This window comes from Oceanitalea stevensii, assembly GCF_014837105.1.
Lineage (GTDB): Bacteria > Actinomycetota > Actinomycetes > Actinomycetales > Actinomycetaceae > Oceanitalea > Oceanitalea stevensii.
Genome location: NZ_JACSPO010000016.1, coordinates 18,147 through 41,471 on the forward strand (window position 1 = coordinate 18,147; position 23,325 = coordinate 41,471).

At 73.6% G+C, this 23,325-nt stretch carries 27 protein-coding genes and 2 tRNA genes; 12 read left to right on the forward strand and 17 right to left on the reverse strand.

Going from position 1 to position 23,325, the window contains the following annotated elements; translation table 11 throughout:
* The first annotated feature begins 30 nt into the window (after positions 1-30).
* Positions 31-1,443: a GTP cyclohydrolase II gene (gene ribA, locus H9624_RS15560; RefSeq protein WP_251840812.1), complete on the forward strand. Its 1,413-nt coding sequence runs from the start codon at positions 31-33 to the stop codon at positions 1,441-1,443.
* Here the strand turns inward: ribA and H9624_RS15565 are convergent.
* The 3 genes from H9624_RS15565 to H9624_RS15575 are packed head-to-tail and all read right to left on the reverse strand — an operon-like array spanning position 1,417 to position 3,834.
* Complete coding sequence (locus H9624_RS15565) at positions 1,417-2,469, reverse strand: glycosyltransferase family 4 protein (protein WP_251840813.1); 1,053 nt, start codon at positions 2,467-2,469, stop codon at positions 1,417-1,419. The genes ribA and H9624_RS15565 overlap by 27 nt on opposite strands.
* A 3-nt stretch (positions 2,470-2,472) precedes the next feature.
* Positions 2,473-2,859, reverse strand: coding sequence for a 6-pyruvoyl trahydropterin synthase family protein (locus tag H9624_RS15570; protein ID WP_251840814.1), 387 nt, complete (start codon positions 2,857-2,859; stop codon positions 2,473-2,475).
* Positions 2,860-3,834 carry an MDR/zinc-dependent alcohol dehydrogenase-like family protein gene (locus H9624_RS15575; protein WP_251840840.1) on the reverse strand — a complete coding sequence of 325 codons (975 nt, stop codon included), beginning with the start codon at positions 3,832-3,834 and terminating at the stop codon, positions 2,860-2,862.
* A 136-nt stretch (positions 3,835-3,970) separates the two neighbouring features.
* Here H9624_RS15575 and H9624_RS15580 point away from each other — a divergent pair, with 136 nt between their 5' ends.
* A complete protein-coding gene (locus H9624_RS15580; RefSeq protein WP_251840815.1) occupies positions 3,971-4,921 on the forward strand; it encodes a DUF808 domain-containing protein in 951 nt (316 codons plus the stop codon).
* A gap of 72 nt (positions 4,922-4,993) precedes the next feature.
* Here the strand turns inward: H9624_RS15580 and nadE are convergent, their stop codons facing one another.
* Entirely contained in the window at positions 4,994-5,836 is an 843-nt protein-coding gene (gene nadE, locus H9624_RS15585) for an NAD(+) synthase (protein WP_251840816.1), read from the reverse strand.
* Between the two features lie 93 nt (positions 5,837-5,929).
* Between nadE and H9624_RS15590 the strand changes: the two genes are divergently transcribed.
* Entirely contained in the window at positions 5,930-7,471 is a 1,542-nt protein-coding gene (locus H9624_RS15590; protein ID WP_251840817.1) for an SDR family oxidoreductase, read from the forward strand.
* A 27-nt stretch (positions 7,472-7,498) separates the two neighbouring features.
* Here H9624_RS15590 and H9624_RS15595 read toward each other — a convergent pair whose 3' ends face one another.
* Positions 7,499-7,975: an SRPBCC family protein gene (locus H9624_RS15595; protein ID WP_251840818.1), complete on the reverse strand. Its 477-nt coding sequence runs from the start codon at positions 7,973-7,975 to the stop codon at positions 7,499-7,501.
* Positions 7,976-7,991: 16 nt separating this feature from the next.
* Between H9624_RS15595 and H9624_RS15600 the strand changes: the two genes are divergently transcribed.
* Together H9624_RS15600 and H9624_RS15605 are read left to right on the forward strand one after the other, a co-directional pair.
* On the forward strand, positions 7,992-8,318 hold the full coding sequence (locus tag H9624_RS15600) for an ArsR/SmtB family transcription factor (protein WP_251840819.1): 327 nt from the start codon (positions 7,992-7,994) through the stop codon (positions 8,316-8,318).
* Positions 8,319-8,354: 36 nt separating this feature from the next.
* On the forward strand, positions 8,355-8,906 hold the full coding sequence (locus H9624_RS15605) for a DUF488 domain-containing protein (RefSeq protein WP_251840820.1): 552 nt from the start codon (positions 8,355-8,357) through the stop codon (positions 8,904-8,906).
* 69 nt (positions 8,907-8,975) lie between these two features.
* Here the strand turns inward: H9624_RS15605 and H9624_RS15610 are convergent, their stop codons facing one another.
* The 4 genes from H9624_RS15610 to H9624_RS15625 all read right to left on the reverse strand — a co-directional run bounded on the left by H9624_RS15610 (position 8,976) and on the right by H9624_RS15625 (position 12,223).
* Positions 8,976-9,554, reverse strand: coding sequence for a dihydrofolate reductase family protein (locus tag H9624_RS15610; protein WP_251840821.1), 579 nt, complete (start codon positions 9,552-9,554; stop codon positions 8,976-8,978).
* A gap of 128 nt (positions 9,555-9,682) precedes the next feature.
* Positions 9,683-9,907, reverse strand: a complete 225-nt coding sequence (locus H9624_RS15615) for a sulfurtransferase TusA family protein (RefSeq protein WP_251840822.1) — start codon at positions 9,905-9,907, stop codon at positions 9,683-9,685.
* Between the two features lie 13 nt (positions 9,908-9,920).
* Complete coding sequence (locus H9624_RS15620) at positions 9,921-10,976, reverse strand: YeeE/YedE family protein (protein ID WP_251840823.1); 1,056 nt, start codon at positions 10,974-10,976, stop codon at positions 9,921-9,923.
* A gap of 332 nt (positions 10,977-11,308) precedes the next feature.
* The gene (locus tag H9624_RS15625; protein WP_251840824.1) at positions 11,309-12,223 is read right to left on the reverse strand and encodes an ATP-grasp domain-containing protein; all 915 of its coding nucleotides are present in this window, start codon (positions 12,221-12,223) and stop codon (positions 11,309-11,311) included.
* Between the two features lie 138 nt (positions 12,224-12,361).
* Between H9624_RS15625 and H9624_RS15630 the strand changes: the two genes are divergently transcribed.
* A tRNA-Lys gene (locus H9624_RS15630) sits at positions 12,362-12,437 on the forward strand.
* Here the strand turns inward: H9624_RS15630 and H9624_RS15635 are convergent.
* Both H9624_RS15635 and H9624_RS15640 read right to left on the reverse strand, forming a co-directional pair.
* Entirely contained in the window at positions 12,416-13,312 is an 897-nt protein-coding gene (locus tag H9624_RS15635; protein ID WP_251840825.1) for a M23 family metallopeptidase, read from the reverse strand. The genes H9624_RS15630 and H9624_RS15635 overlap by 22 nt on opposite strands.
* A complete protein-coding gene (locus H9624_RS15640) occupies positions 13,309-13,800 on the reverse strand; it encodes an ArsR/SmtB family transcription factor (protein WP_251840826.1) in 492 nt (163 codons plus the stop codon). The genes H9624_RS15635 and H9624_RS15640 overlap by 4 nt, the downstream gene beginning before the upstream one ends.
* A gap of 98 nt (positions 13,801-13,898) precedes the next feature.
* On the opposite strand from H9624_RS15640, the gene bcp reads away from it, so the two are divergent.
* The 4 genes from bcp (at position 13,899) to H9624_RS15660 (ending at position 15,488) form a co-directional block, all read left to right on the forward strand.
* On the forward strand, positions 13,899-14,375 hold the full coding sequence (bcp, locus tag H9624_RS15645) for a thioredoxin-dependent thiol peroxidase (protein WP_251840827.1): 477 nt from the start codon (positions 13,899-13,901) through the stop codon (positions 14,373-14,375).
* A 19-nt stretch (positions 14,376-14,394) separates the two neighbouring features.
* Positions 14,395-14,476, forward strand: a tRNA-Leu gene (locus H9624_RS15650).
* Positions 14,477-14,526: 50 nt separating this feature from the next.
* On the forward strand, positions 14,527-15,060 hold the full coding sequence (locus H9624_RS15655) for an NUDIX hydrolase family protein (RefSeq protein WP_251840828.1): 534 nt from the start codon (positions 14,527-14,529) through the stop codon (positions 15,058-15,060).
* Complete coding sequence (locus H9624_RS15660) at positions 15,057-15,488, forward strand: DUF3054 domain-containing protein (RefSeq protein ID WP_251840829.1); 432 nt, start codon at positions 15,057-15,059, stop codon at positions 15,486-15,488. The genes H9624_RS15655 and H9624_RS15660 overlap by 4 nt, the downstream gene beginning before the upstream one ends.
* A 123-nt stretch (positions 15,489-15,611) precedes the next feature.
* Here H9624_RS15660 and rdgB read toward each other — a convergent pair whose 3' ends face one another.
* From rdgB to H9624_RS15675, 3 genes are all read right to left on the reverse strand, one after another.
* Positions 15,612-16,235: an RdgB/HAM1 family non-canonical purine NTP pyrophosphatase gene (gene rdgB, locus H9624_RS15665; RefSeq protein ID WP_251840830.1), complete on the reverse strand. Its 624-nt coding sequence runs from the start codon at positions 16,233-16,235 to the stop codon at positions 15,612-15,614.
* Entirely contained in the window at positions 16,232-17,002 is a 771-nt protein-coding gene (gene rph, locus H9624_RS15670; RefSeq protein WP_251840831.1) for a ribonuclease PH, read from the reverse strand. Before rph ends, rdgB begins: the two co-directional genes overlap by 4 nt.
* A 98-nt stretch (positions 17,003-17,100) precedes the next feature.
* On the reverse strand, positions 17,101-17,829 hold the full coding sequence (locus tag H9624_RS15675) for a GAP family protein (protein ID WP_251840832.1): 729 nt from the start codon (positions 17,827-17,829) through the stop codon (positions 17,101-17,103).
* 121 nt (positions 17,830-17,950) lie between these two features.
* On the opposite strand from H9624_RS15675, the gene H9624_RS15680 reads away from it, so the two are divergent.
* A complete protein-coding gene (locus H9624_RS15680; RefSeq protein WP_251840833.1) occupies positions 17,951-19,162 on the forward strand; it encodes a sensor histidine kinase in 1,212 nt (403 codons plus the stop codon).
* Positions 19,159-19,806 (forward strand): response regulator, encoded by a 648-nt coding sequence (locus tag H9624_RS15685; RefSeq protein WP_251840834.1) that lies wholly within the window; start codon positions 19,159-19,161, stop codon positions 19,804-19,806. The genes H9624_RS15680 and H9624_RS15685 overlap by 4 nt, the downstream gene beginning before the upstream one ends.
* Before the next feature lie 57 nt (positions 19,807-19,863).
* On the opposite strand, the gene H9624_RS15690 is transcribed toward H9624_RS15685, so the two are convergent.
* The 3 genes from H9624_RS15690 to H9624_RS15700 are packed head-to-tail and all read right to left on the reverse strand — an operon-like array spanning position 19,864 to position 23,250.
* A complete protein-coding gene (locus H9624_RS15690; RefSeq protein ID WP_504740266.1) occupies positions 19,864-21,309 on the reverse strand; it encodes a GH1 family beta-glucosidase in 1,446 nt (481 codons plus the stop codon).
* Positions 21,310-21,355: 46 nt separating this feature from the next.
* Entirely contained in the window at positions 21,356-22,246 is an 891-nt protein-coding gene (locus H9624_RS15695; RefSeq protein ID WP_251840836.1) for a carbohydrate ABC transporter permease, read from the reverse strand.
* Complete coding sequence (locus tag H9624_RS15700) at positions 22,243-23,250, reverse strand: carbohydrate ABC transporter permease (RefSeq protein WP_251840837.1); 1,008 nt, start codon at positions 23,248-23,250, stop codon at positions 22,243-22,245. The genes H9624_RS15695 and H9624_RS15700 overlap by 4 nt, the downstream gene beginning before the upstream one ends.
* Positions 23,251-23,325 lie beyond the last annotated feature (75 nt).

The following is a 23,325-nucleotide window of genomic DNA, read 5'->3' on the forward strand; positions in this document are numbered from 1 at the left end:
TCGCCAGACCGGTGCAGGAAGGATCAACCGATGTCCCAGCTCGAGGAGCGTGCCGAACCCCTGGCCGCGCAGCCGCCCGCCGTCGTCGAGCGTGAGGTCGAGACCGTCCTGCCCACCCGGCACGGCGCCTTCCGGATGCTCGGCTTCCGTGACGTCACCGGCACCGAGCACGTCGCCCTGGTCATGGGGCTCACCGAGCCGGACCCGCTCGACGCGCCGCTCGTGCGGGTCCACTCCGAGTGCCTCACCGGTGACGCCTTCGGCTCCTGGCGCTGCGACTGCGGCGAGCAGCTGGACGCCGCGCTGGCGGCGGTGGCCGCCGAGGGCGAGGGCGCCGTCGTCTACGTCCGGGGGCACGAGGGCCGCGGCATCGGTCTCCTCGAGAAGCTGCGCGCCTACGCCCTGCAGGACCTCGGCGCCGACACCGTCGACGCCAACCTCGCCCTCGGGCACAGCGCCGACGCCCGCAGCTACGACCAGTCCGCCGCGATCCTCCACGACCTCGGCGTGCACCGGATCCGCCTCCTGTCCTCCAACCCCGCCAAGGAGGAGGCCCTCAGCGCCCTGGGCGTCGACGTCGTCGAGCGGGTGAGCCTCATCGTCCCCGCCCACCCCGAGAACGAGGCGTACCTCGCGACCAAGCGCGAGCGCATGCGGCACGACCGCCCGCGCGCGGACGACGCCTGGGACGCCCTCCTGGGGGGTGCGGTTCCCGCCGTGACACCGGACGACCCCGCGCACGAGCTGGTGGAGCGCTACGGCCCGCTCGTCGCCCTCGGCTCCCACGCCGTCGTCGCCCAGCTCGGCCAGAGCCTGGACGGCTTCATCGCCTCGAGGACCGGTGACGCGGAGTTCGTCACCGGTGAGGAGGACCGCGAGCACCTGCACCGGCTGCGGGCGCTCGTGGACGCCGTCGTCGTCGGGGTCGGGACGGTCACCGCCGACGACTGCCGCCTCACCGTGCGCGCCGTCCCCGGCCACCACCCCGTCCGGGTGGTCCTCGACCCGCGTGCCCGCACGCCCCTCGCCTCCCACGTGCTCACCGACGGCGCGGCGCCGACCCTGTGGCTCGTCGGCCCCGGCGCCGTCGTGCCCGACGACCTCCCCGGCCACGTCCACGTCGTCCGCCTGGACGACGACGGCCCGGCGGCCCCGGCGCGCGTGCTCGAGCTGCTGCGCGAGCGCGGCCTGGGCCGGGTGCTCGTCGAGGGCGGGGGCCGCGTCGTCTCCGCCTTCCTCGACGCCGGCGTGCTCGACCGCCTCTTCCTCACGACGGCGCCGGTCCTCATCGGCGACGGCGTCCCCGGGGTCCGCTTCACCGGCTCCGACCTCCTCGCCGACGCCGTCCGCACCCGCACGCGCCGGTTCCTCCTGGGCGAGGACGTGTGCACCGAGCTGGACCTGCGGGCGCTGCGCTCAGCCCGGGCCGAGACCGCGCCGTAGGTCCGCCGCGGTGTCGGCCCACGTGCGCAGGTGCTGCCGGCGCGCGAGGGCGGCCGCGCGCCACGCCGCGCGCTGCTCCGTGTCGGTCAGCCACCGGCGCAGCACCCGCGCCCACGCGCCGGGGTCCGCGGGCGGCACGGCGGTGCCGGCCGCGTCGTCGGGCAGCGGCTCGGGCCGGCCGGTGAGGGCCTCGACGGCGCCGGTGCCCGCGGACACGACCGCGGGCACGCCGTGGGCGAGCGCCTCGGTGACGACGAGCCCGTAGGTCTCCACGAGCGAGGGGACGAGCAGCAGGTCGGTGCGCTGCCACAGCCCCTCGAGGGCGTCCCCGGTGACGACGCCGGGAAGCGACACCCGGTCCGCCAGCCCCACCGTGTCGAGCGCGCGGAGCAGGTGCTCGGCGACGGCGGGCTGGGCGGTGCCCGGACCCGCGAAGGTCGCCTGCCACGGCAGGTCGCGCACGGCGTCGAGCGCCGGGACGAGCCCGGCGTGGTTCTTCACCCGGGTGAGGGCGCCGAGCGCGAGGAGGTGCGGCGGGCGGCTACCTGCCGCGACCGCGGCGGGCTCGGCCCCGGGCTTGGCCACGAGGACGCCGGTCCGCCCGTAGCGGCGGGTGAGGTCCGCGGCCGCCCAGCGGCTCGTCGTGACGACGGCGGACGCGGCGTGGACGGTACGGGACTCCAGCGCGGCGAGCCGGTCCGCGTCCGCGCGCGGTAGTCCGAGCTCGGCCGGCAGCGGGAGGTGGACGAGGAGGACCACGCGCACGCCGGCGGCGACGGCGGCACTCACCTCCCCGGGGCAGGCACTGCCCACGAGGCCGTCGAGCACGACGGTGCCGGACGTGCCCAGCGCCCCTCGCAGCGCCTCCCGCTCGGCCGGCCCGGGCCGCGGCCACGACCCCGGCAGGGCGAGCACCTCCACCGGCCCGTGCGCGGCCTGCCAGGCGCGGGCCAGGCACGCGTCGTAGACGTCGCCCCCGCTCGGCCCGTCCCCGCGCGCGGGGACGACGAACCGCAGCGCCGGCACCGGCTAGCTCCCGGGGAGCTCGAGTCGGTAGGTCGCCCAGGCGTCGGGGTGCTCGCGCAGCGTGACCTCCAGCGCCGTGTACGGGGTCATGTCCAGCCCCTCGGCGAGACGGTGGGCCACGTGCCGGGCCACGACCTCGGTGGTGGTGACGAGCCCCGCGAAGTCCTCGAGGTCGTCGAGGTTTCGGTAGCGCAGCGCGCCGGTGACCTCACCGAGCCGCTCGGTCGCCGCGCCGATGTCGATGACGACGCCGTGCTCGTCGAGCTCGGGGCGGAACCACGTCGCCTCGACGACGTAGGTGACGCCGTGCAGCCCCTGGGCGGGGCCGAAGAACGGGTCGGGCAGGCTGTGGGCGACCATCATGTGGTCGCGGACCGTCACGCTGAACACTCAGCTCTCCTCGGGGTAGCGGATGACGTGGCACAGGGCCGGGAGCCGGCCGGAGGCGATGTCCGCCATGGTCCCGGGCAGCTCGGCGAAGGCGCTGGCGCCGGTGAGGAGGGCGTCGAAGCGCGGGTCGCGCAGCGCGTCCAGGGCCACTCCCAGCCGGTCCGCGGTGGTGCGGCGGGCGCGGCGGGCGGCGCTGACGGCACCGACCTGGCTGGCGCGGACGGTGAGCCGACGGGCGTGGAAGGCCTCCCCCAGCGGGACGCGCGGCGCGTCGGTGCCGTACCACGACAGCTCGACGACCTCCGCCTCCTCCCCGGCCAGCCGCAGGGCGGTGGCGAGGCCGGCCTCGCTCGCCGAGCAGTGCAGGACGACGTCGCAGTCCCCGGCGGCCTCCTCCGGGGTGACGAGCTCCAGCCCGAGGCGCGCGGCGAGCTCCCCACGGCGCGGGTCGACGTCCACCACCTGGAGCCGCCCGAGCGGGAAGCCGCCGAGCAGGGCGGCGACGGACGCGCCGATCATCCCCATGCCGACGACGGCGACCCTGTCGCCCAGCCGTGGGGCGGCGTCCCACAGGGCGTTGACGGCGGTCTCGACGGCGCCGGCGAGCAGGGCGCGCTCGGTGGGCACGTCGTCGGGCACGGGGACGACGGCGGTGGCGGGCACGACGTACCGCGTCTGGTGGGGGTACAGGCAGAACACCCGCCGGCCGACCAGCTCCTCGGGGCCGGCGTCGACGACGCCGACGGAGAGGTAGCCGTACTTCACCGGGCCGGGCAGGTCGCCCTCCTGAAACGGGGCGCGCATGAGCGGGCGGACGGCCTCGGGCACCGCGTGGCGGTGGACGAGCGTCTCGGTGCCCCGGCTGATCGCCGAGGCCAGGGTGCGGACGAGCACCTCGCCGGGTCCGGGAGCGTCGAGGGACGTCTGCCGGAGCTGTCCCTCCTCGGGACCGACCGTCCAGTACGCCTCGACCATCACGGGCCCATCCTGCCCGCCGGGCACGTGTCGACGCGAACGGGCACGCGCGCGCCGACGGGCGTCCCAGCACTTATGCTCACGCTGACCCAGGGGCGCGGGGAACCCGTGCCCGCGTGAACGGAAGTGAGATCTCATGGCCGGTGGCCTTGCTGCACTGCTCGACGACATCGCCGCCCTGGCCAAGATCGCCGCGGCCTCGGTCGACGACATCGGTGCCGCAGCGGGCCGCGCCAGCGCCAAGGCCGTGGGCGTCGTCATCGACGACACCGCGGTGACGCCGCGCTACGTCCACGGCTTCACCTCCAACCGCGAGCTGCCGATGATCCGGAAGATCGCGACCGGCTCCCTGCGCAACAAGCTCGTCTTCATCCTCCCGGCGATCCTGCTGCTCAGCCAGTTCCTCCCGTGGCTGCTCACCCCGATCCTCATGGTCGGTGGTCTCTACCTCAGTTACGAGGGCGCGGAGAAGCTCTACGAGTACGTCACCGGGCACCACAAGGAGAAGACGGCGGCCCCCGCCGCCGCGAAGGGCGAGGACCACGAGAAGACGATGGTGAGCGGCGCGATCCGCACCGACTTCATCCTCTCCGCCGAGATCATGGTCATCGCGCTCAACGAGGTCGCCGACGAGCCGCTCCTCAACCGGGCGATCATCCTCGTCGTCGTGGCCCTGGGGATCACGGCGCTCGTCTACGGCGTCGTCGCGCTCATCGTTAAGATGGACGACATCGGCCTCAGCCTCGCGAAGCGGGACTCCGCCGGCTCCCAGAAGGTCGGCCGCCTCCTCGTCAAGGGGATGCCGAAGGTGCTCGCGGTGCTCTCCGTCGTCGGCGTCGTGGCGATGCTCTGGGTCGGTGGGCACATCCTGCTCGTCGGGGTCGACGACCTCGGCTGGCACGCGCCCTACGAGCTCGTCCACCACCTCGAGGAGGCCGTGGCCGGTGGGCTCGGAGCGCTGAGCGGCTTCGTCACCTGGCTCGTCAACACGCTGTCCTCGGCGGTCGTCGGGCTCGTCGTGGGCGCCGTCGTCGTCGTCATCATGCACCTGGTCCCGCGCCGGAAGAAGGACGCCGCCGCCCACTGACCCAGGAACAAGTCAGCTCTCGGCGACGGGCGTCCTGTCGCCGAGAGCTGACGTGTTACTGGGCCCTGAGTCTCAGGGGCGGCCGAGGTAGCCGTCGGGCGTGACGGGCAGTGCCCGCTTGTGGCCGGTGCGGCGGTACCAGCCGACGATGGTCGCCTCGTCCTCGGCCGAGACCTCGCGGCCCTCGAGGTAGTCGTCCACGGCCTCGTAGCGCACCCCGAGCGCCTCCTCGTCGGCGAGCAGCGGCTTGTCCGACTCGAGGTCGGCGGTGGGGACCTTGTTGACGAGCTCGTCCGGCGTGCCGAGGCGGCGCCCGATGTCGCGCACCCGACGCTTGGGCAGCCCGAACAGCGGGGTGACGTCCGCGGCGCCGTCGCCGTGCTTGGTGTAGAAGCCGACGCACGCCTCGGCCGCCTGGTCGGTGCCGACGACGAGCATGCCGCGAGCACCGGCGATCGCGTACTGGCTGACCATCCGCATCCGGGCCTTGACGTTGCCCTTGTGGTAGTCGTCCTTGGCGTCGGTGACCGGTGTGCGCGAGGCGAGGACCTGGTCCCACAGGGCGTCGGTGGCCGGCCCGATGTCGATGGTCTCGACGAGGTCGGCGTCGATGAACTCGATGGCGGCGACGGCGTCGTGCTCGTCCTTCTGCACCCGGTAGGGCAGGCGCACGGCCACGAACTGGGCCTCGCCGCCTGCCTCGCGCACCCGCTCGCAGGCGAGCTGGCACAGGCGTCCGGCGACCGTCGAGTCGACGCCGCCGCTGATCCCGAGGACGAGGCCCTTGGCCCCGGTGTCCTGGAGGTACCGGGCGAGGAACTCGATGCGACGCTCCGCCTCGGCGGCGGCGTCGAACGTCTCGGGGTCGACGACCTCGAGCGCGGCGATGATCTCCGACTGCAGCTGGGTGTCCATTCCCGTGAATCTACTGGTGCAATGTTTCGTCGTCATTCCGGACGGCCGGACTCTCGGCGGGTGCCCGGGGCGCGGCGCCTCTAGCGTGGGCGGATGAGCCCACGCCCCGCCTCACCGCTCGACCTGTCCCTGCCCGACGGCGGTGGCCGGCGGGTCCTCGTCACCGGTGCCAGCGGCTACGTCGGCGGACGCCTCGTCCCCGAGCTCGTCGCCGCCGGCTTCACGGTGCGTGCCGGGGCGCGCGACCCGCGCAAGCTCGAGGACCGGCCCTGGGCCAAGGACGTCGAGCTCGTCACCGCCGACCTCGAGGACGCCGAGCAGGTGGGCGCCGCGATGGCCGACGTCCACACGGTCCTCTACCTCGTCCACTCGATGGGTGGGGGCGGGGACTTCGTCGAGCGGGAGGCGCAGATCGCCCGGACGGTGGCCGAGGCGGCCGCCGCACAGGGCGTGCAGCAGATCGTCTACCTCGGCGGCCTGCACCCGGACCGGGAGCTCGACGAGCTGTCGGACCACATGCGCTCGCGCGAGCAGGTGGGCCGCATCCTGCTCGGCTCCAGCGTCCCCACGGTCGTGCTGCGCGCCGGCGTCGTCATCGGGTCCGGCTCGGCCTCCTTCGAGATGATCCGCCACCTCACCGAACGGCTGCCCGTCATGCCCGGGCCCCGCTGGCTCGACAACCTCATCGAGCCGATCGCCATCCGCGACGTCCTCTACTACCTCGCCCACGCGAGCGCGCTGGCGGAGCCGGTCAACCGCACCTTCGACATCGGCTCCGGCAAGCCGCAGCCCTTCAAGGACCTGCTCTCGGACTACGCGAAGGTGGCCGGGCTGCGGCCCCGGCGGATCTGGGCGCTGCCGATCCCGGCCCCGCGCCTGTCAGGCTTCTGGATCGGGATGACGACGCCGATCCCCCGCGCGCTGGCGATGCCGCTCGCCGCGTCGATGGCCGAGGACGCCGTGGCCGGGGACCACGAGATCGCCACGGTCATCCCCGACCCGCCCGGCGGGCTCACCCAGTACCCCGACGCGTGCCGGCTCGCGATCGAGCGGCAGGTCTCCGGCCGGGTGACGGCCAGCTGGGACGACGACGTCACCGCGTCCGCCGGCCCCGCCGACCCGCTGCCCTCGGACCCCGACTGGGCCGGGCACACCGTCTACACCGACGTCCGCGAGCGCGACGGCAGGGCCGCGCCGGAGTCGGTGTGGCGGGTGGTCCAGGGCATCGGCGGCGAGAACGGGTGGTACTCCCCGGCGTTGCTGTGGAGGCTGCGCGGGTTCCTCGACAAGCTCGTCGGCGGGCCCGGCATGGCGCGCGGACGGCGCCACCCGCACCGGCTGCAGGTCGGGGACCACGTGGACTTCTGGCGGGTGGAGTCGGTGGAGCCCGGACGGCGTCTCACGCTGCGCGCCGAGATGCGCGCGTCCGGCCGGGCCTGGCTGGAGCTGTCCGTCGACGCCCTGCCGAGCGGCGGCTCCCGCTACCGGCAGCGCGCGATCTTCTTCCCCCGCGGCATCTTCGGGCGCCTGTACTGGCTGGCCGTGCTGCCTTTCCACACCCTGATCTTCCCGGTCATGGCGCGCAACATCCTCCACGAGGCCGAGCGGCACCCGGTGACCGGCAGCGCGTCCTGACGCTGGGAGCCCGGTCCGTCGCGAGGGTCAGACGTAGAAGCCCTCGCGCAGGTTGATGCCGTGCTCGACCCAGGCCTTCATCGCGCCCAGCATGCTCGTCCAGCCCTCGCAGTTGTCGAAGGCCCGGCGCGCGCCGTCCGGCGTCGCGCGCCACGAGGACTCGGTGATGGTGACGAGGGTGCGCGAGTCGTCGTCGAGCGGCTCGAGCTCGAAGACGACCGTCGTCGTCCCCCGCTCGCTCGTCGTCGCCTCGCCGTCCCACTCGATGACGATGCGCCGGGGCTTGTCGGCCTCGAGGACGCGCACGGGGAAGGCGCCGGGGAAGTCGTGGAAGTCCCACGTCACCTCGGCGCCGGCCTCGAGGCGTCCGCGCGCGCCGCCGGTGGTGAAGTACCTCGAGAGCCGCTCGGGGTCGGCGATCGCCTCGTAGACCTCGGCGCAGGGCCGTGAGACGCGGCCCGACACGGTGAAGCTCAGCTCGCTCAGCTGCTCTGACGTGTTCATGTGATATTTTTACAACGTGTCTGCGGGTGAGGTCAACGGGTCCGACGACGATCTCGTCTTCAAGGCGCTCGCCTCCCCCACCCGCCGCCGCATCCTCGACCTCCTCAGGGCCGGCTCGAGGACCACCGGCGAGGTCGCGGCCCACGTCCCCGAGCTCGACCGCACGACCGTCCTCCAGCACCTGCGGGTGCTGGAGCGCGCCGAGCTCGTCACCGGGCGCAAGGTCGGGCGCGAGCGCCACCTGTCCCTCGCACCGCTGCCGATCAAGCGCATCCACGACCGCTGGATCGGCGAGTACGCCCGCGCGGCCGTCGAGCTGCTCGAGGACCTCGACCGCCACTGACCTGCGCCCGGTCGCCGCCTGTCGAAGAATGGCCAGATGCCTCTGCTCACCGTGGGACACGGATCGCTCGAGAGTGCCGGGCTCGCCTCCCTCCTCACCAACCGGCGGGTGGCCGCCGTCGTCGACATCCGCCGCTTCCCCGGCAGCCGCCGCAACGCCGACGTCGCGCGGGACGCCATGGCGCAGTGGCTGCCCGAGGCTGGGGTCGCCTACCGGTGGGAGCCGCGCCTGGGCGGGCGCCGCCACCTCCGCAAGGCCGAGGACGCCGCCTCCCCGGACACGTGGTGGCAGGTGGACGCCTTCCGCGCCTACGCGGGCTACACGCGGACCGAGGAGTTCACGGCCGCTCTCGGCGAGGTGGCCGAGGAGGCCCGCGGGGACGCTCGCATCGCCGTCATGTGCTCCGAGGCGGTGTGGTGGCGCTGCCACCGCCGGCTGGTCGCCGACGTCGCGACGCTGCTGCTCGACCTGCCCGTCCACCACCTCATGCACGACGGCGAGGTGCGCCTCCACGAGCCGTCCGACGGCGCCCGGGTGCGTGACGGCGTCGTCGTGTGGGACGGCACGCCCGCCCCAGCGGACCCGTGAACGGCTCCTGAACGTCGGCACGCGCCGCCGCGAGCGGTGGCCGCCCGGTGCGGCCGGCGACGGTCGCGCTCAGCGGCGCCGGTCGTAGGTGAGCACGACGTTCCCGCCGGCGAAGGTCCGCACGTCCGTGAGCTCGACCTCGCTCGGGGCGAAGCCGGCTCCCTCGAGCATCGGGTGCCCGGCGCCGGCGACCACGGGGTAGACCTTGACGATGAACCGGTCGATCTCCGCCAGCAGCGCCCCGGCCAGCCGCGCACCGCCCGCGAGGTAGATGTCGAGCGGGGAGTCCTCGGCCTTGAGCCGGCGCACGAGCGCGACCGGGTCGTCACGGACGATGGTGACGTCGGGGTCCAGCTCCTCCTGCGTCGTCGAGACGACGTACTGGCGCAGGTGCGCGTACGGGCTGGTGACGCCCTCCCGCAGTCCCGGCTCGTAGGTCCGCCTGCCCATGACGACGGTGTCGAAGCGCGTGTTCGGGCGGTCGGTGAGGCCGAGGTGCGCACGGCCGTGGCTGGGGATCGTGTCCGGGTACTCCTCCAGCATCCACGCGGTGTAGTCCTCCGGCTGCGGGTAGAAGTCGAACTCGTCGCTCGGGCCGGAGATCCGGCCGTCGAGCGAGACGGCGATGTAGTAGGTGAGGCGGCGCACGGAGTCTCCCCCTGTCGGTGACGTCGGTTCGCGGCCATCCTGGCGGTGACGGCCCACCGCGCGCCAGGGAATACGCGAGGACGATGACGGCGGGCAGCCCCGCCGTCGTCGTCCTCGCGCCTCCCGGGCTACTTCTTCTGGACGGTGATCGACCACTCCGCGTCACCGATGCGGCGGTAGTCCGTCACCGGGTAGCCCTCCTGCGCGGCCCAGCGCGGGATGGCGTCGGTGGCCTGGGTGCAGTCGAAGTGGATGGTGAGGTGGTCGCCCTCGGGCAGGGCCGCGATGGCGTCCTTGGCCTCGACGAGCGGGAAGGGGCAGACCTGTCCGGAGGTCTGAAGGGTGATGGGCACGGGTGGTCCTTTCTCAGGCGTCCACGAGGGACGGGGTCGAGCTGCGCTGCGCCACCGGGCGGTGGCGCAGGATGAAGACGTGCGTGGCGGCGCCGGTGCCGAGCACCATGAAGCCGAAGGACAGCCAGCCCTGGTAGGAGAACTGGGCCGTGTTGACCATGGCGTTGCCGATGGTGCAGCCGCCCGCGAGCGCCGCACCGACGCCCATGAGCGTGCCGCCGGTGATCGAGCGGACCATGGTCGTGGCGTCGGGGACGCGCAGGCGGAACTCCCCGGAGGCCTTGGCGGCGATGAACGCGCCGACGAGGATGCCGAGGACGAGGAGGACGCCCCAGTCGACGAGCTCGACGTCGCCGGTGACGAGGAAGGCGACGGTGTTGGCCGACGGCGTGGTGATCCCGAGGCCCGCGGGACGGCCCGCGGCGGTGCTCAGCGGCCACGCGACGATGGCGATGACGCCGATGACGACGGCCGTGGCGAAGGCGTGCCACGGCCTCTCGAGGAGCAGGTGGGCCAGGCCGGTGCGGCGCGGCGGCAGCGACGCGAGCGTCGGCTCGGCCGCGAGGTGGCGGCTTGCCGCGTACCCGACAGCGAGGACGAGGGCGGCGACGAGCCACCACGGGGAGATGCCGAGGGTCTCGTGGATCGAGGTGAGCCCCACGGTCTGGGCGCGGGCGGCGGCGGTGAGGTCGGCGAAGACGCCGTACTTCATGGCCGCCGCCGAGCCGGCGTAGAAGATGAGCGCGAACCAGGAGCCGATGAGGCCCTCGCCGGAGCGGTAGAAGGTGCCGGTGGCGCAGCCCCCGGCGAGGACGATCGCGAAACCGAAGATGAAGGCGCCGACGATCGTCGCGACGGGCGCCAGCTCCCCGGAGCTCAGCTGGATGACGCCGAGGGCGTCGAGGGCGAAGATCCCGACGCTCTGGACCGCGATGACGATGAGGAACGCGGTGATCCAGCGCGTGTTGCGCCCGATCCACACGTCGCGGAAGGCACCGGTGACGCAGAAGCGTCCCCGCTGCATGGCGAAGCCGAGGGCTCCGCCGACGGCAAGTCCGGTGAGGACCATGAGTGGTGTTCCTTTGCCAGGTGTGGGTGCAGGTCCCGGCGCGGCGGCGCGCGCGGGCAGGGCGCGCCGGCACGGCGCGCGGACATGGCGAAGGTGCGAAAGGGCCGGCGCACCGCCGGGGTCGGTCGCTCGAGCCGGTCAGGCGAGCGGGGTCACCGACACTCGCCGGTACACAGGCGACGGGCAGCAGCGCGCGGCGACAGGTACGTGTGGCTGAGCATGGTGGTCCCCCTTGTCAGGTCCTTCGACCTGGGGGCGACGCTAGGAGCGGGCGCGCGGGCGGGTCCACCGCCGTCCGGTCACTGAGACGGGCGCGGTGGCGCGCCCGCGGGTCACCAGAAGGCGCGGGAGGCGATGGCGTCGGCGAAGCCGCCCACGGCACCGTCGACGGCACCGAGGTAGAGGGACGCGTCGACGAGCGAGACCTCCATGACGCAGGGCTCGCCGTTGTCGCCCTCGACCATGTCGATACGGCTGAACAGGAGCTGGGCGTCGCGGCCCATCCGCGACTTGATGTACCCGTGGATCGCGGCCCGGGCGCGCTCACCGACGCGCAGCTCGGCCTCGGTGGCGTGCCGGGCGACGGCGACCTCGTCGCCCGTCTCGTCGGCGGCGGCCTGCTCACCGAGGAGCATGGGCTCCTTCTCCACGACGTGCGACAGCACACCGTTGAGGTAGATCAGCGCCGTCTCACCGCGCTCGTCCACCGACTCCACGTACCGCTGCACCATGACGGCGCGCCCGTCCTGGAGGAGCTGGTAGGCGTGCTGGATCGCGTGCATGCGCGACGTCGCGTCGCGGGCGGTGTACCGGCCGGTGTCGCGGGAGCCGGAGGACACGGCCGGCTTGACGACGAAGTCGCCCAGCGAGGGGAAGCGCGTGTGCACCTGGTGCTTGGACAGGTTCTTCTCCGGCTCCAGCCACACGGTGTCGATCGTGGGCATGCCGCGCCGGCCGAGCTCCTGGAGGTAGTGCTTGTCGGTGTTCCACTCGACGGTGTCCGCGCTGTTGAGCAGCTTGCCGATGCCCTTGGCCCACGCGAGGAAGTCCTGCCGACGGGTCGCGTAGTTGTGGACCGAGCGCAGCACGACGATGCCCGCCTCGGACCAGTCCACGGACTCGTCGTCCCACGCGGCGACGCGCGGGTCGATGCCCCGCTCGGCGAGGGCGTCCGGCAGCCCCTCCTCCCCCTGGTCCAGCTCGGGGTGGTCCAGGCAGGTCGCGAGAGTGACACGAGGCTTCGACACGCGCTCAACCTATCCGAAACCGCGGTATGCCGCGGCTTGCTCGCGAGGGCCGGTGATACTCGTCACGAGGGGCCCTCCCGGCTGGGCAGCGCCCGGAGCCGGTGGTAATGTTTGGGACTGCCGCAAGGGCAACAGCAAGCGCCATTAGCTCAATTGGCAGAGCAACTGACTCTTAATCAGTGGGTTCTAGGTTCAAGTCCTAGATGGCGCACCAGCCGAAGGCCGTCTCCCCCGGGAGGCGGCCTTTCGCGTTCCCTCACCGAGCTCGAGCACCTGGCCGTTCTCCGGGAAGTCCGGCAGCGCGCTCGGCCTGCGCCGGCCCGTCGCCCACCGCGGGTCGCGCTCGCCGTCGGCGCCGACACCGCGCCACCGCATCGGGACACCCGCCGCCGCGGTGGGCCGCTCACGGTCCATCAGCTGCACGTGCAGGTGCGGCTCGGAGGTGTTGCCGGTGTTGCCCACCTCGGCGAGCACCTCACCGGCACGCACCACCTCGCCGTCCCGGACACCGACCGAGCCGCGGCGCAGGTGGGCGTAGACGGCGACCGTGCCGTCGTCGTGCCGCACGACGACGTGGTTGCCGAGGATCCTGCCGACACCGGCCAGGTCCCGGAGGAACCCCTCGGCGGTCATCATCCACACGAGCAGCGGCCACGTGTCCCGGGCCCCGTGGTCCCGCTGGGAGTCGCGGGCGCGGACCACCGTGCCGCCGGCCACGGCGTGCACCGGACGGCCGAAGGACGGGTAGGTCTCCGGACGGCGGGGACGCAGTCCCCAGCCGATCGAGGTCGGCGCGTCGGGAGCGGGCTGGAGGACGTCGACGGCGTACGCCTGTCCGTAGGCCTTGACCCCGTGGCTGGGCACCGCCGTCCCCGGGCCGTTGACGACGACCCAGCGGCCCCGCAGCGGCGGATCGACCTCGACCGGCTCGCGGGTGGTCGCCGGCGGGCGGACGAGGGACAGGGCGAAGAGCACGGCGGCGACGACGAGCCCCCAGGGCCGCGGGACCGGCAGGAGCGCCGCGGCGAGGACGGCCGCGACGAACAGCCGCGTCCACCACGTCTGCCAGCGGGCGACCGCGCGCTTCATCGCCGCCCCCCGAGGACGACGGCGAGCAGCGGGACGACCCGCGCGACGGGGACCTCGTACCGGCCGCCGCCCAGCGCCCGCAGCCAGCCGGCGGCGGTGAGCTGACGCAGGTGGTGGTAGACCTGCCCGCTCGTGCCGACGCCGTCGGTGTCGACGAGCTCCGCGACGGTCGTCGCGCCACCGAGGACGCGCTGGAGCAGGCGCAGCCGCACCGGGTGCCCGAGCGCGACGAGCACGTCGGCCTCCTCGGTCCAGTCCGCGCCGAGGAGGTCGTCGGTCACGGCCCCGAGCTGCCACTGTGCGCGGCGCCCGTCAGGGAGCTCGACGTGCCCGACGAGGAGCACGGCGCCGGGGTCCTCCACCCGCTCCTGCAGGCCCTCGAGCGCCCACAGCGGGCTGTCGGGCGTGACCGCGGCAGCGGGGGTGGCGAGGCGGGACTCGAGGGCGGCGACGCGCTCCTCGAGGGCGGCGAGGCGTTCTGCTGACATGCCGCAACGCTATTACGAACTTCCGTACTTGCATAGTCCGCGGTGGCGGCGGGCCGTGCGATGCTGGACGGGACGCCCACGACGACGACGGAGGACCCGTGCCCCAGCTCTCCCCCGGCGAGACCGCCCCGGACTTCACCCTGCCCACCGCCGACGGCGCCTCGGTGAGCCTCGCGGAGCTGCGCGCCTCGGCCGACAAGGGCGTCGTCGTCTACTTCTACCCGGCCGCGTCCACGCCCGGCTGCACCACCCAGGCCTGCGACTTCCGCGACAGCCTGGCGGCCCTCCAGGGCCAGGGCTACGCCGTCGTCGGCGTCTCGCCCGACGGCACCGACAAGCTCGCCCGCTTCGCCGAGGCCGAGTCCCTCACCTTCCCGCTCGCCTCCGACCCCGACCACGAGGTCATCGAGGCGTGGGGCGCCTGGGGCGAGAAGAAGAACTACGGGCGCACCTACACGGGCCTCATCCGCTCCACGGTCGTCGTCGACGCCGAGGGCACCGTCACGCTGGCGCGGTACAACGTCAAGGCCACCGGCCACGTCGCCCGCCTGCGCAAGGACCTGGGCATCGACTGACCCCGTAGGCTTGTCCCGCGCGCGAGTGGCGTAACTGGCAGCCGCGCCAGGTTTAGGTCCTGGTGTCCTCGGACGTGCGGGTTCGAGTCCCGCCTCGCGCACGACGTACTCGCCCCGCGCGGGCACCCACGCAACACGGAAGAGAAGCACCATGAGCGGACTGGCCTCGGACGACATCACCCCCTGGCTCCCGCCGGAGGACCTCGAGAGGGTCCGCCGCCAGGTCCCGATGCTCTACGTCGACGTCCTGCCCGTGCGGGTGGACGCCACCGGCCAGGTCCAGCAGGTGGGCCTGCTCCTGCGCGCCACGGACGGCCGCCTCCAGCGCGCGCTGGTCTCCGGCCGCGTCCTCTTCCACGAGACCCTGCGCGAGGCGCTCACGCGCCACCTGGAGAAGGACCTCGGCTCGCTGTGCCTGCCCCGCGTGCCGCTCTCCCCGCAGCCCTTCACGGTCGGTGAGTACTTCCCGACCCCCGGTCAGGGCTTCCACGACCCGCGCCAGCACGCGGTGTCGCTCGCCTACGTCGTCCCCGTCGACGGCGACTGCCACCCCCAGCAGGACACCCTCGAGGTCGGCTGGTTCACCCCCCGCGAGGCGCTGCTCCCCGAGGTGCAGGCCGAGCTCGTCGACGGGCACAGCACCCTCCTGCGCCAGGCGCTGGCGCACGTGGGCCGCCTGCCGTGAGCATCCAGCCCGGCACCGGCCCGCAGGGGCTGGACGTGGGCCGCGCGTCGCGGGCCGCCGGGCCCGGGACGTGGGGCCAGCGGGGCGCCGCGATGCTGCTCGACATGGCGGCGGTCGTGCTCTTCGCCTACCTCGGGCGCGGGGCGCACGAGGGCGGTCGGTCGGTGACCGACGTCCTCGAGGTGGCGCTGCCCTTCCTCCTCGCGCGGCTCCTCGTCACCGTGCTCGTCCAGCACGGGTCGCTGCGGCTGTGGCCCGGTGGCGTCGTCGCCTGGCTCGTCACGTGGGCCGGCGGCCTGGGACTGCGGGCCGCGCTGGGCGACGGCACGGCGCTGCCCTTCGTCCTCGTGGCGCTCGGGGTGCTGGGCGCGCTGCTCCTCGGCTGGCGCGCCGTCTGGCTGATGGTGGCGCGAGCCCGCCGCCCCTGACCCACGTCCTTCTCGCCGAGTACGCACATACGGTCGCCTGGACGCCCGGCGGGCGCCCCCCAGGTGACCGTGTGTGCGTACTCGCGGGGTCCGGGGCGGGCGTGGCGAGGCGGGGGCTGCGGGTCAGCCGGCAAGGACGCGCACGACGTGCGGCGCGAGAGCGCGGAATGCCTTGCCGCGGTGGGAGATCGCGTTCTTCTCCTCCGCGCTGAGCTCGGCCGCGGAGCGGTCCTCGCCGTCCGGCTGGAGGATCGGGTCGTAGCCGAAGCCGCCGCTGCCCCGGGGCGCGGTGAGCAGCCGCCCGGGCATCTCGCCGGTCTCGACGACCTCCTCGCCGCCGGGCGTGACGAGTGCGGCGGCGCAGACGAAGCGGGCGCGCCGGTGCTCGGCCGGCACGTCGGAGAGCTGGGCGAGGAGGAGCTCGAGGTTGGCGCGGTCGTCCCCGTGCCGGCCGGACCAGCGCGCGGAGAAGATGCCCGGCGCCCCGCCGAGGACGTCGACGGCGAGGCCGGAGTCGTCCGCGACGGCCGGCAGGCCCGTGGCGGCGGCCAGCGCACGGGCCTTGATGAGCGCGTTCTCGGCGAAGGTGACGCCGTCCTCGACGGGCTCGGGCGCCCCGCCGTCGGCGGCGCCCACCCCCGAGGCGGGGTCGAGGTCGGGCAGGAGCGGGGCGAGGATCGCGCGCAGCTCCCCGATCTTGTGCGCGTTGTGCGTGGCGAGGACGAGCCGCGCCGGGCTCCCGGTCACCGGCCGGGGACCGGCGCGGCGAGCGCCGTGCGCTGGAGCTCGGTGAGCTTGGCGGTGCCGGTGACGGCGAGGTCGAGCAGCTCGTCGAGCTCGTGGCGCTCGAACGGCTTGCGCTCGGCCGTGCCCTGGACCTCGACGAAGCCGCCGGACCCGGTGACGACGACGTTCATGTCGGTCTCGGCGGCGACGTCCTCGACGTAGGGCAGGTCGAGGACCGGCTGCCCGTCGACGATGCCGACGGAGACGGCGGCGACGGAGTCGGTGAGCACCGGCGTCGCGCCCTGGGTGATGGCGCCCTTGGCGATGCCCCACGCGACGGCGTCGGCGAGCGCGACGTAGGCGCCGGTGATGGCAGCGGTGCGGGTGCCGCCGTCGGCCTGGAGGACGTCGCAGTCGAGGACGATCGTGTTCTCGCCCAGCGCGCTCACGTCGATGATCGCGCGCAGGGAGCGTCCGATGAGGCGGGAGATCTCGTGGGTGCGGCCGCCGACGCGGCCCTTGATGGACTCGCGGTCGCTGCGGGTGTTGGTGGAGCGGGGCAGCATCGCGTACTCGGCGGTGACCCAGCCCTGGCCCGAGCCCTTGCGCCAGCGCGGGACGCCCGGGGTGAAGGAGGCGGCGCACAGCACCCGGGTGCCGCCGAACTCGACGAGGACGCTGCCCTCGGCACTGTCGAGCCAGCCTCGGGTGAACCGGACCTCACGGAGCTCGTCGGGGGCGCGGCCGTCGGCGCGCGGAACGATGGTGCTCGCGGAGGTTGAGGTCATCCCGACAGGCTAGCGACTACCCCGCCGTCAGGGCGAGGCGCCGACGCCCGAGGTGACCTTCCTCGCCACGTCCACCCGCGGCGCCGCGCGTCGGGCCGTCACATCGCGTCGAGGAAGGAGAGCAGCTCGGGGATCCGGCCGAGGGCGTCGCGCGCGACGAGGAAGCCGACGATCCCGACGATCCACGCCGTCGTCTCCCCTCCGGTCCGCTCCATCCAGGCCGCCACCCGCTCGAGCAGCGGCTGCACGAGGCGTGCCGCGGCGAGCCGGCCGCCGAGCAGCAGGAGCGCCGGCAGCACCATGACGACGCAGTACGCGGCGAGCACCCCGAGGCGGGCCGGCGCCGCGAGCGAGGAGGAGCCGATGATGCCCGTCGCCGCGAGGTAGGGCAGCATCGTCGCGACCTCGAGCAGCGCGGCGGCGAGCGCGAGCGTGACGAGGCCGCCCACGCCGGTGTCGGTCTCCGTCCCCATCGCCCGCTCCCGCCACCGCAGCAGCCTGCCGGGCCGCGCGGGCTCCCCCGGCCGCTTGCGCCCGACGAAGAAGCTGCCGACGAGCATCGCCGTCCCGAGCACGAGCTGGAGCCGGGCGACGAGCGGGTTCTCGAGGACGGTGTCGAGGTCGCCGAGCACCGCGCCTAGCCCGGCGACGAGCGCGATGCCGAGGAGCAGGTAGAACCCCGCCACCGTCCCGAGGAAGACGAGGATCCGCCCGACCCGGACCCGGCCGGGCGTGAGGAGGAACCAGATCGGGATGAGGAGCGTGCCGAAGCTCGTCGAGTCGACGAGGGCGAGGACGGCGAGGGTCGCGGCGGTCGCGGTGGTCATGCCCTCGACGGTGCCGCCCGCCCGCCCTCGCCGTCGTCCGCCGACGGGCCGACGCCACCACCACCGCGCGTACATCCTTCGACGGACCTGGTCGCGTCCGGGCGTGTGCTGGGATGGGGACGTGCCAGGCCTGGTCGGGACGTTGCGGGAGCGGGTGCGCGGGACCGAGCGCGCCCGTGTGGTGAGCGACGCCCTCGCCACGTTCGTCGCCGGCCTGGCCCTCCTCGCCGTCGGGCTGGTCGGCCTGTGGGGCGGCGGCCCGTCGCTCGCGACGAACCGGTGGTGGTTCGTCCTCACCCTCGCCGTCATGTGCGCCGTCATGCTCGCGAAGGCGCGCACCCCGCTGCTCTCGCTCGGTGCGGGCGTGCTCGTCTTCGCGGTCGACGCGCTGCTCGGAGGCAGCATGGGCGCGATGCTCGGCCTGCTCGACCTCATCTACTCGGCCGCCCTGCGGGTGAGCGGCTCCGCCCTCCGCAGGCTGAGCGTGGCGGTCGTCCTCAGCGTCACGGGCGGCGCGGCGGCGGCCTTCGTCGCGACCGGTGACCTGCGGGCCACGGCGAACGTCGCCCTCCTCGCGTTCGCGGTGCTCGGCACCCCGCTCTGGTGGGGACGGTCGGTACGCCAGCAGACCGAGCTCGCCGCGCTGGCCTCGGCCCGCGCCCGCGATCTGGCCCGGATCGGTGAGCTGCGGGAGCAGGAGGTGGTCCACGCCGAGCGCACCCGGATGGCCGGTGACCTGCACGACGCGCTCGCCAGCCACCTCTCCGCGATCGCGATCCACTCCGAGGCCGCCCTGAGCTCGCCGCGACCCGACGAGGAGGACCGTGCGGCCCGCCGCGACCGGCAGGCACTCACCGCGATCCGCTCGGCGAGCGTGGCGGCCCTGCGGGAGATGCGCGCGATGATCGATCTCCTGCGCACGGGCGACGAGGCCCGCACGAGCCCCGCCCGGCTCGCCGAGCTCGACGCGCTCGCCGCCGGGTTCCGCGGCCAGGGGATGGAGCTCACCGTCGCGTCCCCCGCCGCGTCCCCCGAGCTGCCCGCGGCCGTCGACCAGGCCGCCTACCGCATCGTCCAGGAGTCCCTCGCCAACGCCCTCAAGCACGGCCGCAGCGGGCCCGTCGACGTCACCGTCGCCCTCACCGGCGCGGCGGTGCGGGTCGAGGTCGCCAACGCCGTCGACGGCGTGCTCCCCCCGCCCCCGGCGGGCACGGGCGTCGGCCTGCTCACCATGCGGGAGCGCGCCGAGGCCCTCGGCGGGAGCTTCCACGCCGGCCCGTCCGACGGCCGGTGGCACGTCCGCGCCACCATCCCCCTCGAGGAGACCCCGTGACCATCCGCGTCCTCGTCGCCGACGACCACGCCGCGATCCGCTCCGGGCTGCGGCTCATCCTCGAGGGCGACGAGGACGTCGCCGTCGTCGCCGAGGCCGCCGACGGCGCGAGCGCCCTGACGAACGCGCGGGCGCTGCGCCCCGACGTCGTCCTCATGGACATCCGCATGCCCGGGACCGACGGGATCGCCGCGACCCGGGCGATCGTCGCGGAGGGGCTGGCCGACGTCCTCGTCCTCACCACCTTCGACCTCGACGAGTACGTCTTCGGGGCGCTCCGGGCCGGCGCCGCGGGCTTCCTCCTCAAGACCGCCGACGCCGCGACGCTCCTCGACGCCGTCCGCCGCGTCGCTGCCGGGGAGGGTGTCGTCGCGCCGGAGGTGACCCGTCGGCTGCTCGCCGCCTTCGCGCAGGCACCGGAGCCCGTGGAGGCGGAGGTCCCGGCCGACGTCGCCGCACTCACCGACAGGGAGCGGGAGGTGCTGGCCGGGCTCGGGCAGGGGCTCTCGAACGCGGGCCTGGCGCAGGCGCTGCACATCGGTGAGGCGACCGCCAAGACCCACGTGTCGCGCGTGCTCGCCAAGCTGGGCTGCACCTCGCGGGTGCAGGCCGCCATCCGCGCCCGCGAGGCCGGCCTCGCGTGAGACGGCCCCGCACGCCGCACCGGGCAGGTGGCGCGATGTGCGGGGCCGAGCGGTTCCTCAGGCCTGCTGGGCCTTGATGAGGTCGGCGTACCAGTGGGCGCTGGCCTTCTTCGTGCGCTCCTGGGTCTCGTAGTTCACGTGGACGATGCCGAAGCGCTTGGAGTAGCCGTAGCCCCACTCGAAGTTGTCGAGCAGTGACCACACGTAGTAGCCGCGCACGGGCGCACCGGCCGCGACGGCGTCGCTCACGGCCTGGACGTGGTCGCGCAGGTACTCGATGCGGTCCAGGTCCTGGATGCTGCCGTCGGTCTCGACACGGTCGGGGAAGGCCGCCCCGTTCTCGGTCACCATGAGCTGCAGGCCCGGGTGCTCGCGGTGCATCCGCACGAGGAGCTCGGTGAGGCCGCGGGCGTCGATGGACCAGCCCATCTCGGTGTACGGGCCGGGCTGCTGCGGGAACTCGATGTCCGAGCAGGCGGGCCACGGGCTGGCCGTGCTCGCCCCGTGACCGTCGGCCTCCTCGCGCTCCCCCACACCGTCGTACGCCCGCACGACGGTGGGGCTGTAGTAGTTCACCCCGAGGACGTCGAGGGGCTGGCGGATGAGCTCGAGGTCGCCGTCCCGGACGAAGGACCAGTCACTGACCGAGGCCGTCGCCTCGATGATGTCCTGCGGGTAGGAGCCCGTGAGCACCGGGTCGAGGAAGACCCGGTTCTGCAGGCCGTCGATGCGCTGCGCGGCCGCGACGTCGGCGGGGGCGTCGGTGGCCGGGTTCACCCAGGCGAGGTTGAGCGTGAGCCCGACCGTCGCGTCGGGACGCTCGGCGCGGATCGCCGTCGTCGCCAGGCCGTGGGCGAGGTTGAGGTGGTGGACGGCGGCGAGGACGTCGGCGTGGTCCGTGCGGCCGGGGGCGTGGACACCGCTGCCGTAGCCGAGGTAGGCCGAGCACCACGGCTCGTTGAGGGTGATGAAGGTGCGCAGGCGGTCACCGAGGCGGGCGGCGACGACGCCCGCGTACTCGGCGAAGCGCTCCGCCGTCGCCCGTGCCGGCCAGCCGCCGGCGTCCTCGAGCGCCTGGGGCAGGTCCCAGTGGTAGAGCGTCGCGGCCGGGGTGATGCCGGCGGCGAGGAGCTCGTCGACGAGGCGGGAGTAGAAGTCGATGCCCTCCTCGTTGACCGGGCCGAGGCTGTCGGCGGTGACCTGCGGGGTGATGCGGGGCCAGGCGATGGAGAAGCGGTAGGTCTGCAGACCCAGCTCCTTCATGGTCGCGACGTCCTCGCGGAAGCGGTGGTAGTGGTCGTCGGCGACGTCGCCGGTGTCCCCGTTCTGCACCTTGCCGGGGGTGTGGCTGTAGGTGTCCCAGATGGAGGGGGTACGGCCGCCCGCGTCGGCGGCGCCCTCGATCTGGTAGGCCGCGGTCGCCGCGCCCCAGACGAAGCTCTTGGGCAGGTCGAGGCGGAGCGCGTCGGGCGCGGTGGTGGTCTGGATGCTCATGGTGTGAATCAGGGCGCTGACGCCCTGCTCCCTTCTTCGTGGGTGAGAGGTGGCGTCAGCCCTTGACGGCGCCGGCCATGATGCCGCTGACGATCTGGCGGCCGAGCAGGATGAAGACGACGACGACGGGAAGCGTGCCGATGAGCGTGCCGGCCATGATGATGGCGGTGTCGGGCACGTAGCCGCTGCCGAGGTTGTTGAGCGCGACCTGGACGGTCGGGTTGGTGGAGTTCAGGGTGATGACCGGCCAGAAGAAGTCGTTCCAGGCCGTCATGAACGTGAGCATGCCGAGCACCGCCATCCCGGGGCGCGCGATCGGCAGGACGATGCTCCAGAAGGTGCGCAGCGACGTCGCGCCGTCCACACGCGCGGCCTCGATGAGCTCGTCCGGCAGGGACTGCATGAGGTACTGGCGCATGAAGAAGACGCCGAAGGCCGAGACCAGCGTGGGGAGGATGACCGAGGACAGCCGCCCGGCGAGGTCCAGCTCGGACATCACCATGTAGAGCGGCACGACGCCGAGCGTCGGCGGGATCATCATCGTGCCCAGCGTCATGGCGAACAGCTGCTTCTTGCCCTTGAAGTGGAGCTTGGCGAAGGCGAAGCCGGCCAGCGTGCAGAAGAGCAGCGTCGCGACGGTGACCGTGCCGGAGACGATGACCGAGTTCGTGATGGCCAGGCCGATGTTCTGCTGGTCGAGCGCCGTCTGGATGTTCGCCACCAGGTTCGGGCCCGGGGTGAGCGGCGGCGGGGACTGGACCATCTCCGACATCGGCCGGCTCGCCGCGACGATCATGTAGTAGAAGGGCGCGATGAAGAGGAAGGCCGTGACGCCGAGGACGACGTAGGTGAGCCAGCCGGCCCCGTGGTTGTCGCGCTTGCGCGAACGGCGCGGCGCGGCCAGCGGCGTGCCGGGGATGGCAGGCGGTCGGGTGATCGTCGTCATCGGTCTCCCCCGTCGGTGAGGCGCTGGCGGGTGCGCAGGCGCACGAGTGCGGTGTTGAGCAGGACCAGGACGATGATGAGCAGGAAGGTCACCCACGCGACGGCGGCCGCCCGGCCGAGGCTGCCGAACTGCCAGCCCTGCTGGTACATGAACAGCCCCAGCGTCTGGTACTGGTTGACGGCGCCGCCGTTGGGCGTGCCACCGCCGAAGAGCAAGGGTTCACCGAAGAGCTGGGTCGCGCCGATGGTCGAGACGACGACGGTGAACACGATCGTCGGGCGCAGGCCCGGCAGGGTGATGTGGCGGAACTGCTGCCACCGGCTCGCGCCGTCGAGCGAGGCCGCCTCGTAGAGGTCGAAGGGGATCGACTGCATGCCGGCGAGGTAGATGAGCGCGTTGTAGCCCGTCCATCGCCAGGTGACGATGACCGCGATGGCGATCTGCGCGGTGACGTTGCCGTTGCGCCAGTCGATGGCGTCCATGCCGATGAGCGAGAGCATCCAGTTCGCGAAGCCGCCGTCACGCCCGAAGATCTGGGCGAAGACGAGCGTCGACGCCGCGACGGAGGTCGCGTACGGCATGATCATCGCGATCCGGAAGAAGTTCCGGGCCCGCATCCGGTAGTTGAGCAGGTGCGCCAGGCCGAGGGCGAGAATCAGCTGCGGCACCGTCGAGAGGACCCCGATGGTGAAGGTCTTGAGCAGCGCGTTGTAGAACTTCGGGTTCTCGAAGAGCCAGACGAAGTTGTCCAGCCCCACCCAGGTCATCTCCGAGTTGAGGCGGAAGTCGTAGAGGCTCACCCACACCGTGTAGATGAGGGGGAACAGCCCGAAGGCGGCGAAGAGCAGGAAGAACGGCGCGACGTAGACGTAGGGCGCCGTCACGGCCTCCCACCGGAAGATCCGGGACCGCAGGGTGCGGCGGGGCGGCTCGGGCGCGGGACGCGCGGGGGGCTCGGGGGCCGGCGCGCTCGCTGCCGGCCGCACGGGGGCGGTGGAAGTCATGGGGGCCTCTCGTCTGGTCAGGGCGGGACGGACCGGTGGGGGGGGGGGGGGGGGGCCCCCCCCCCCCCGGGGGGG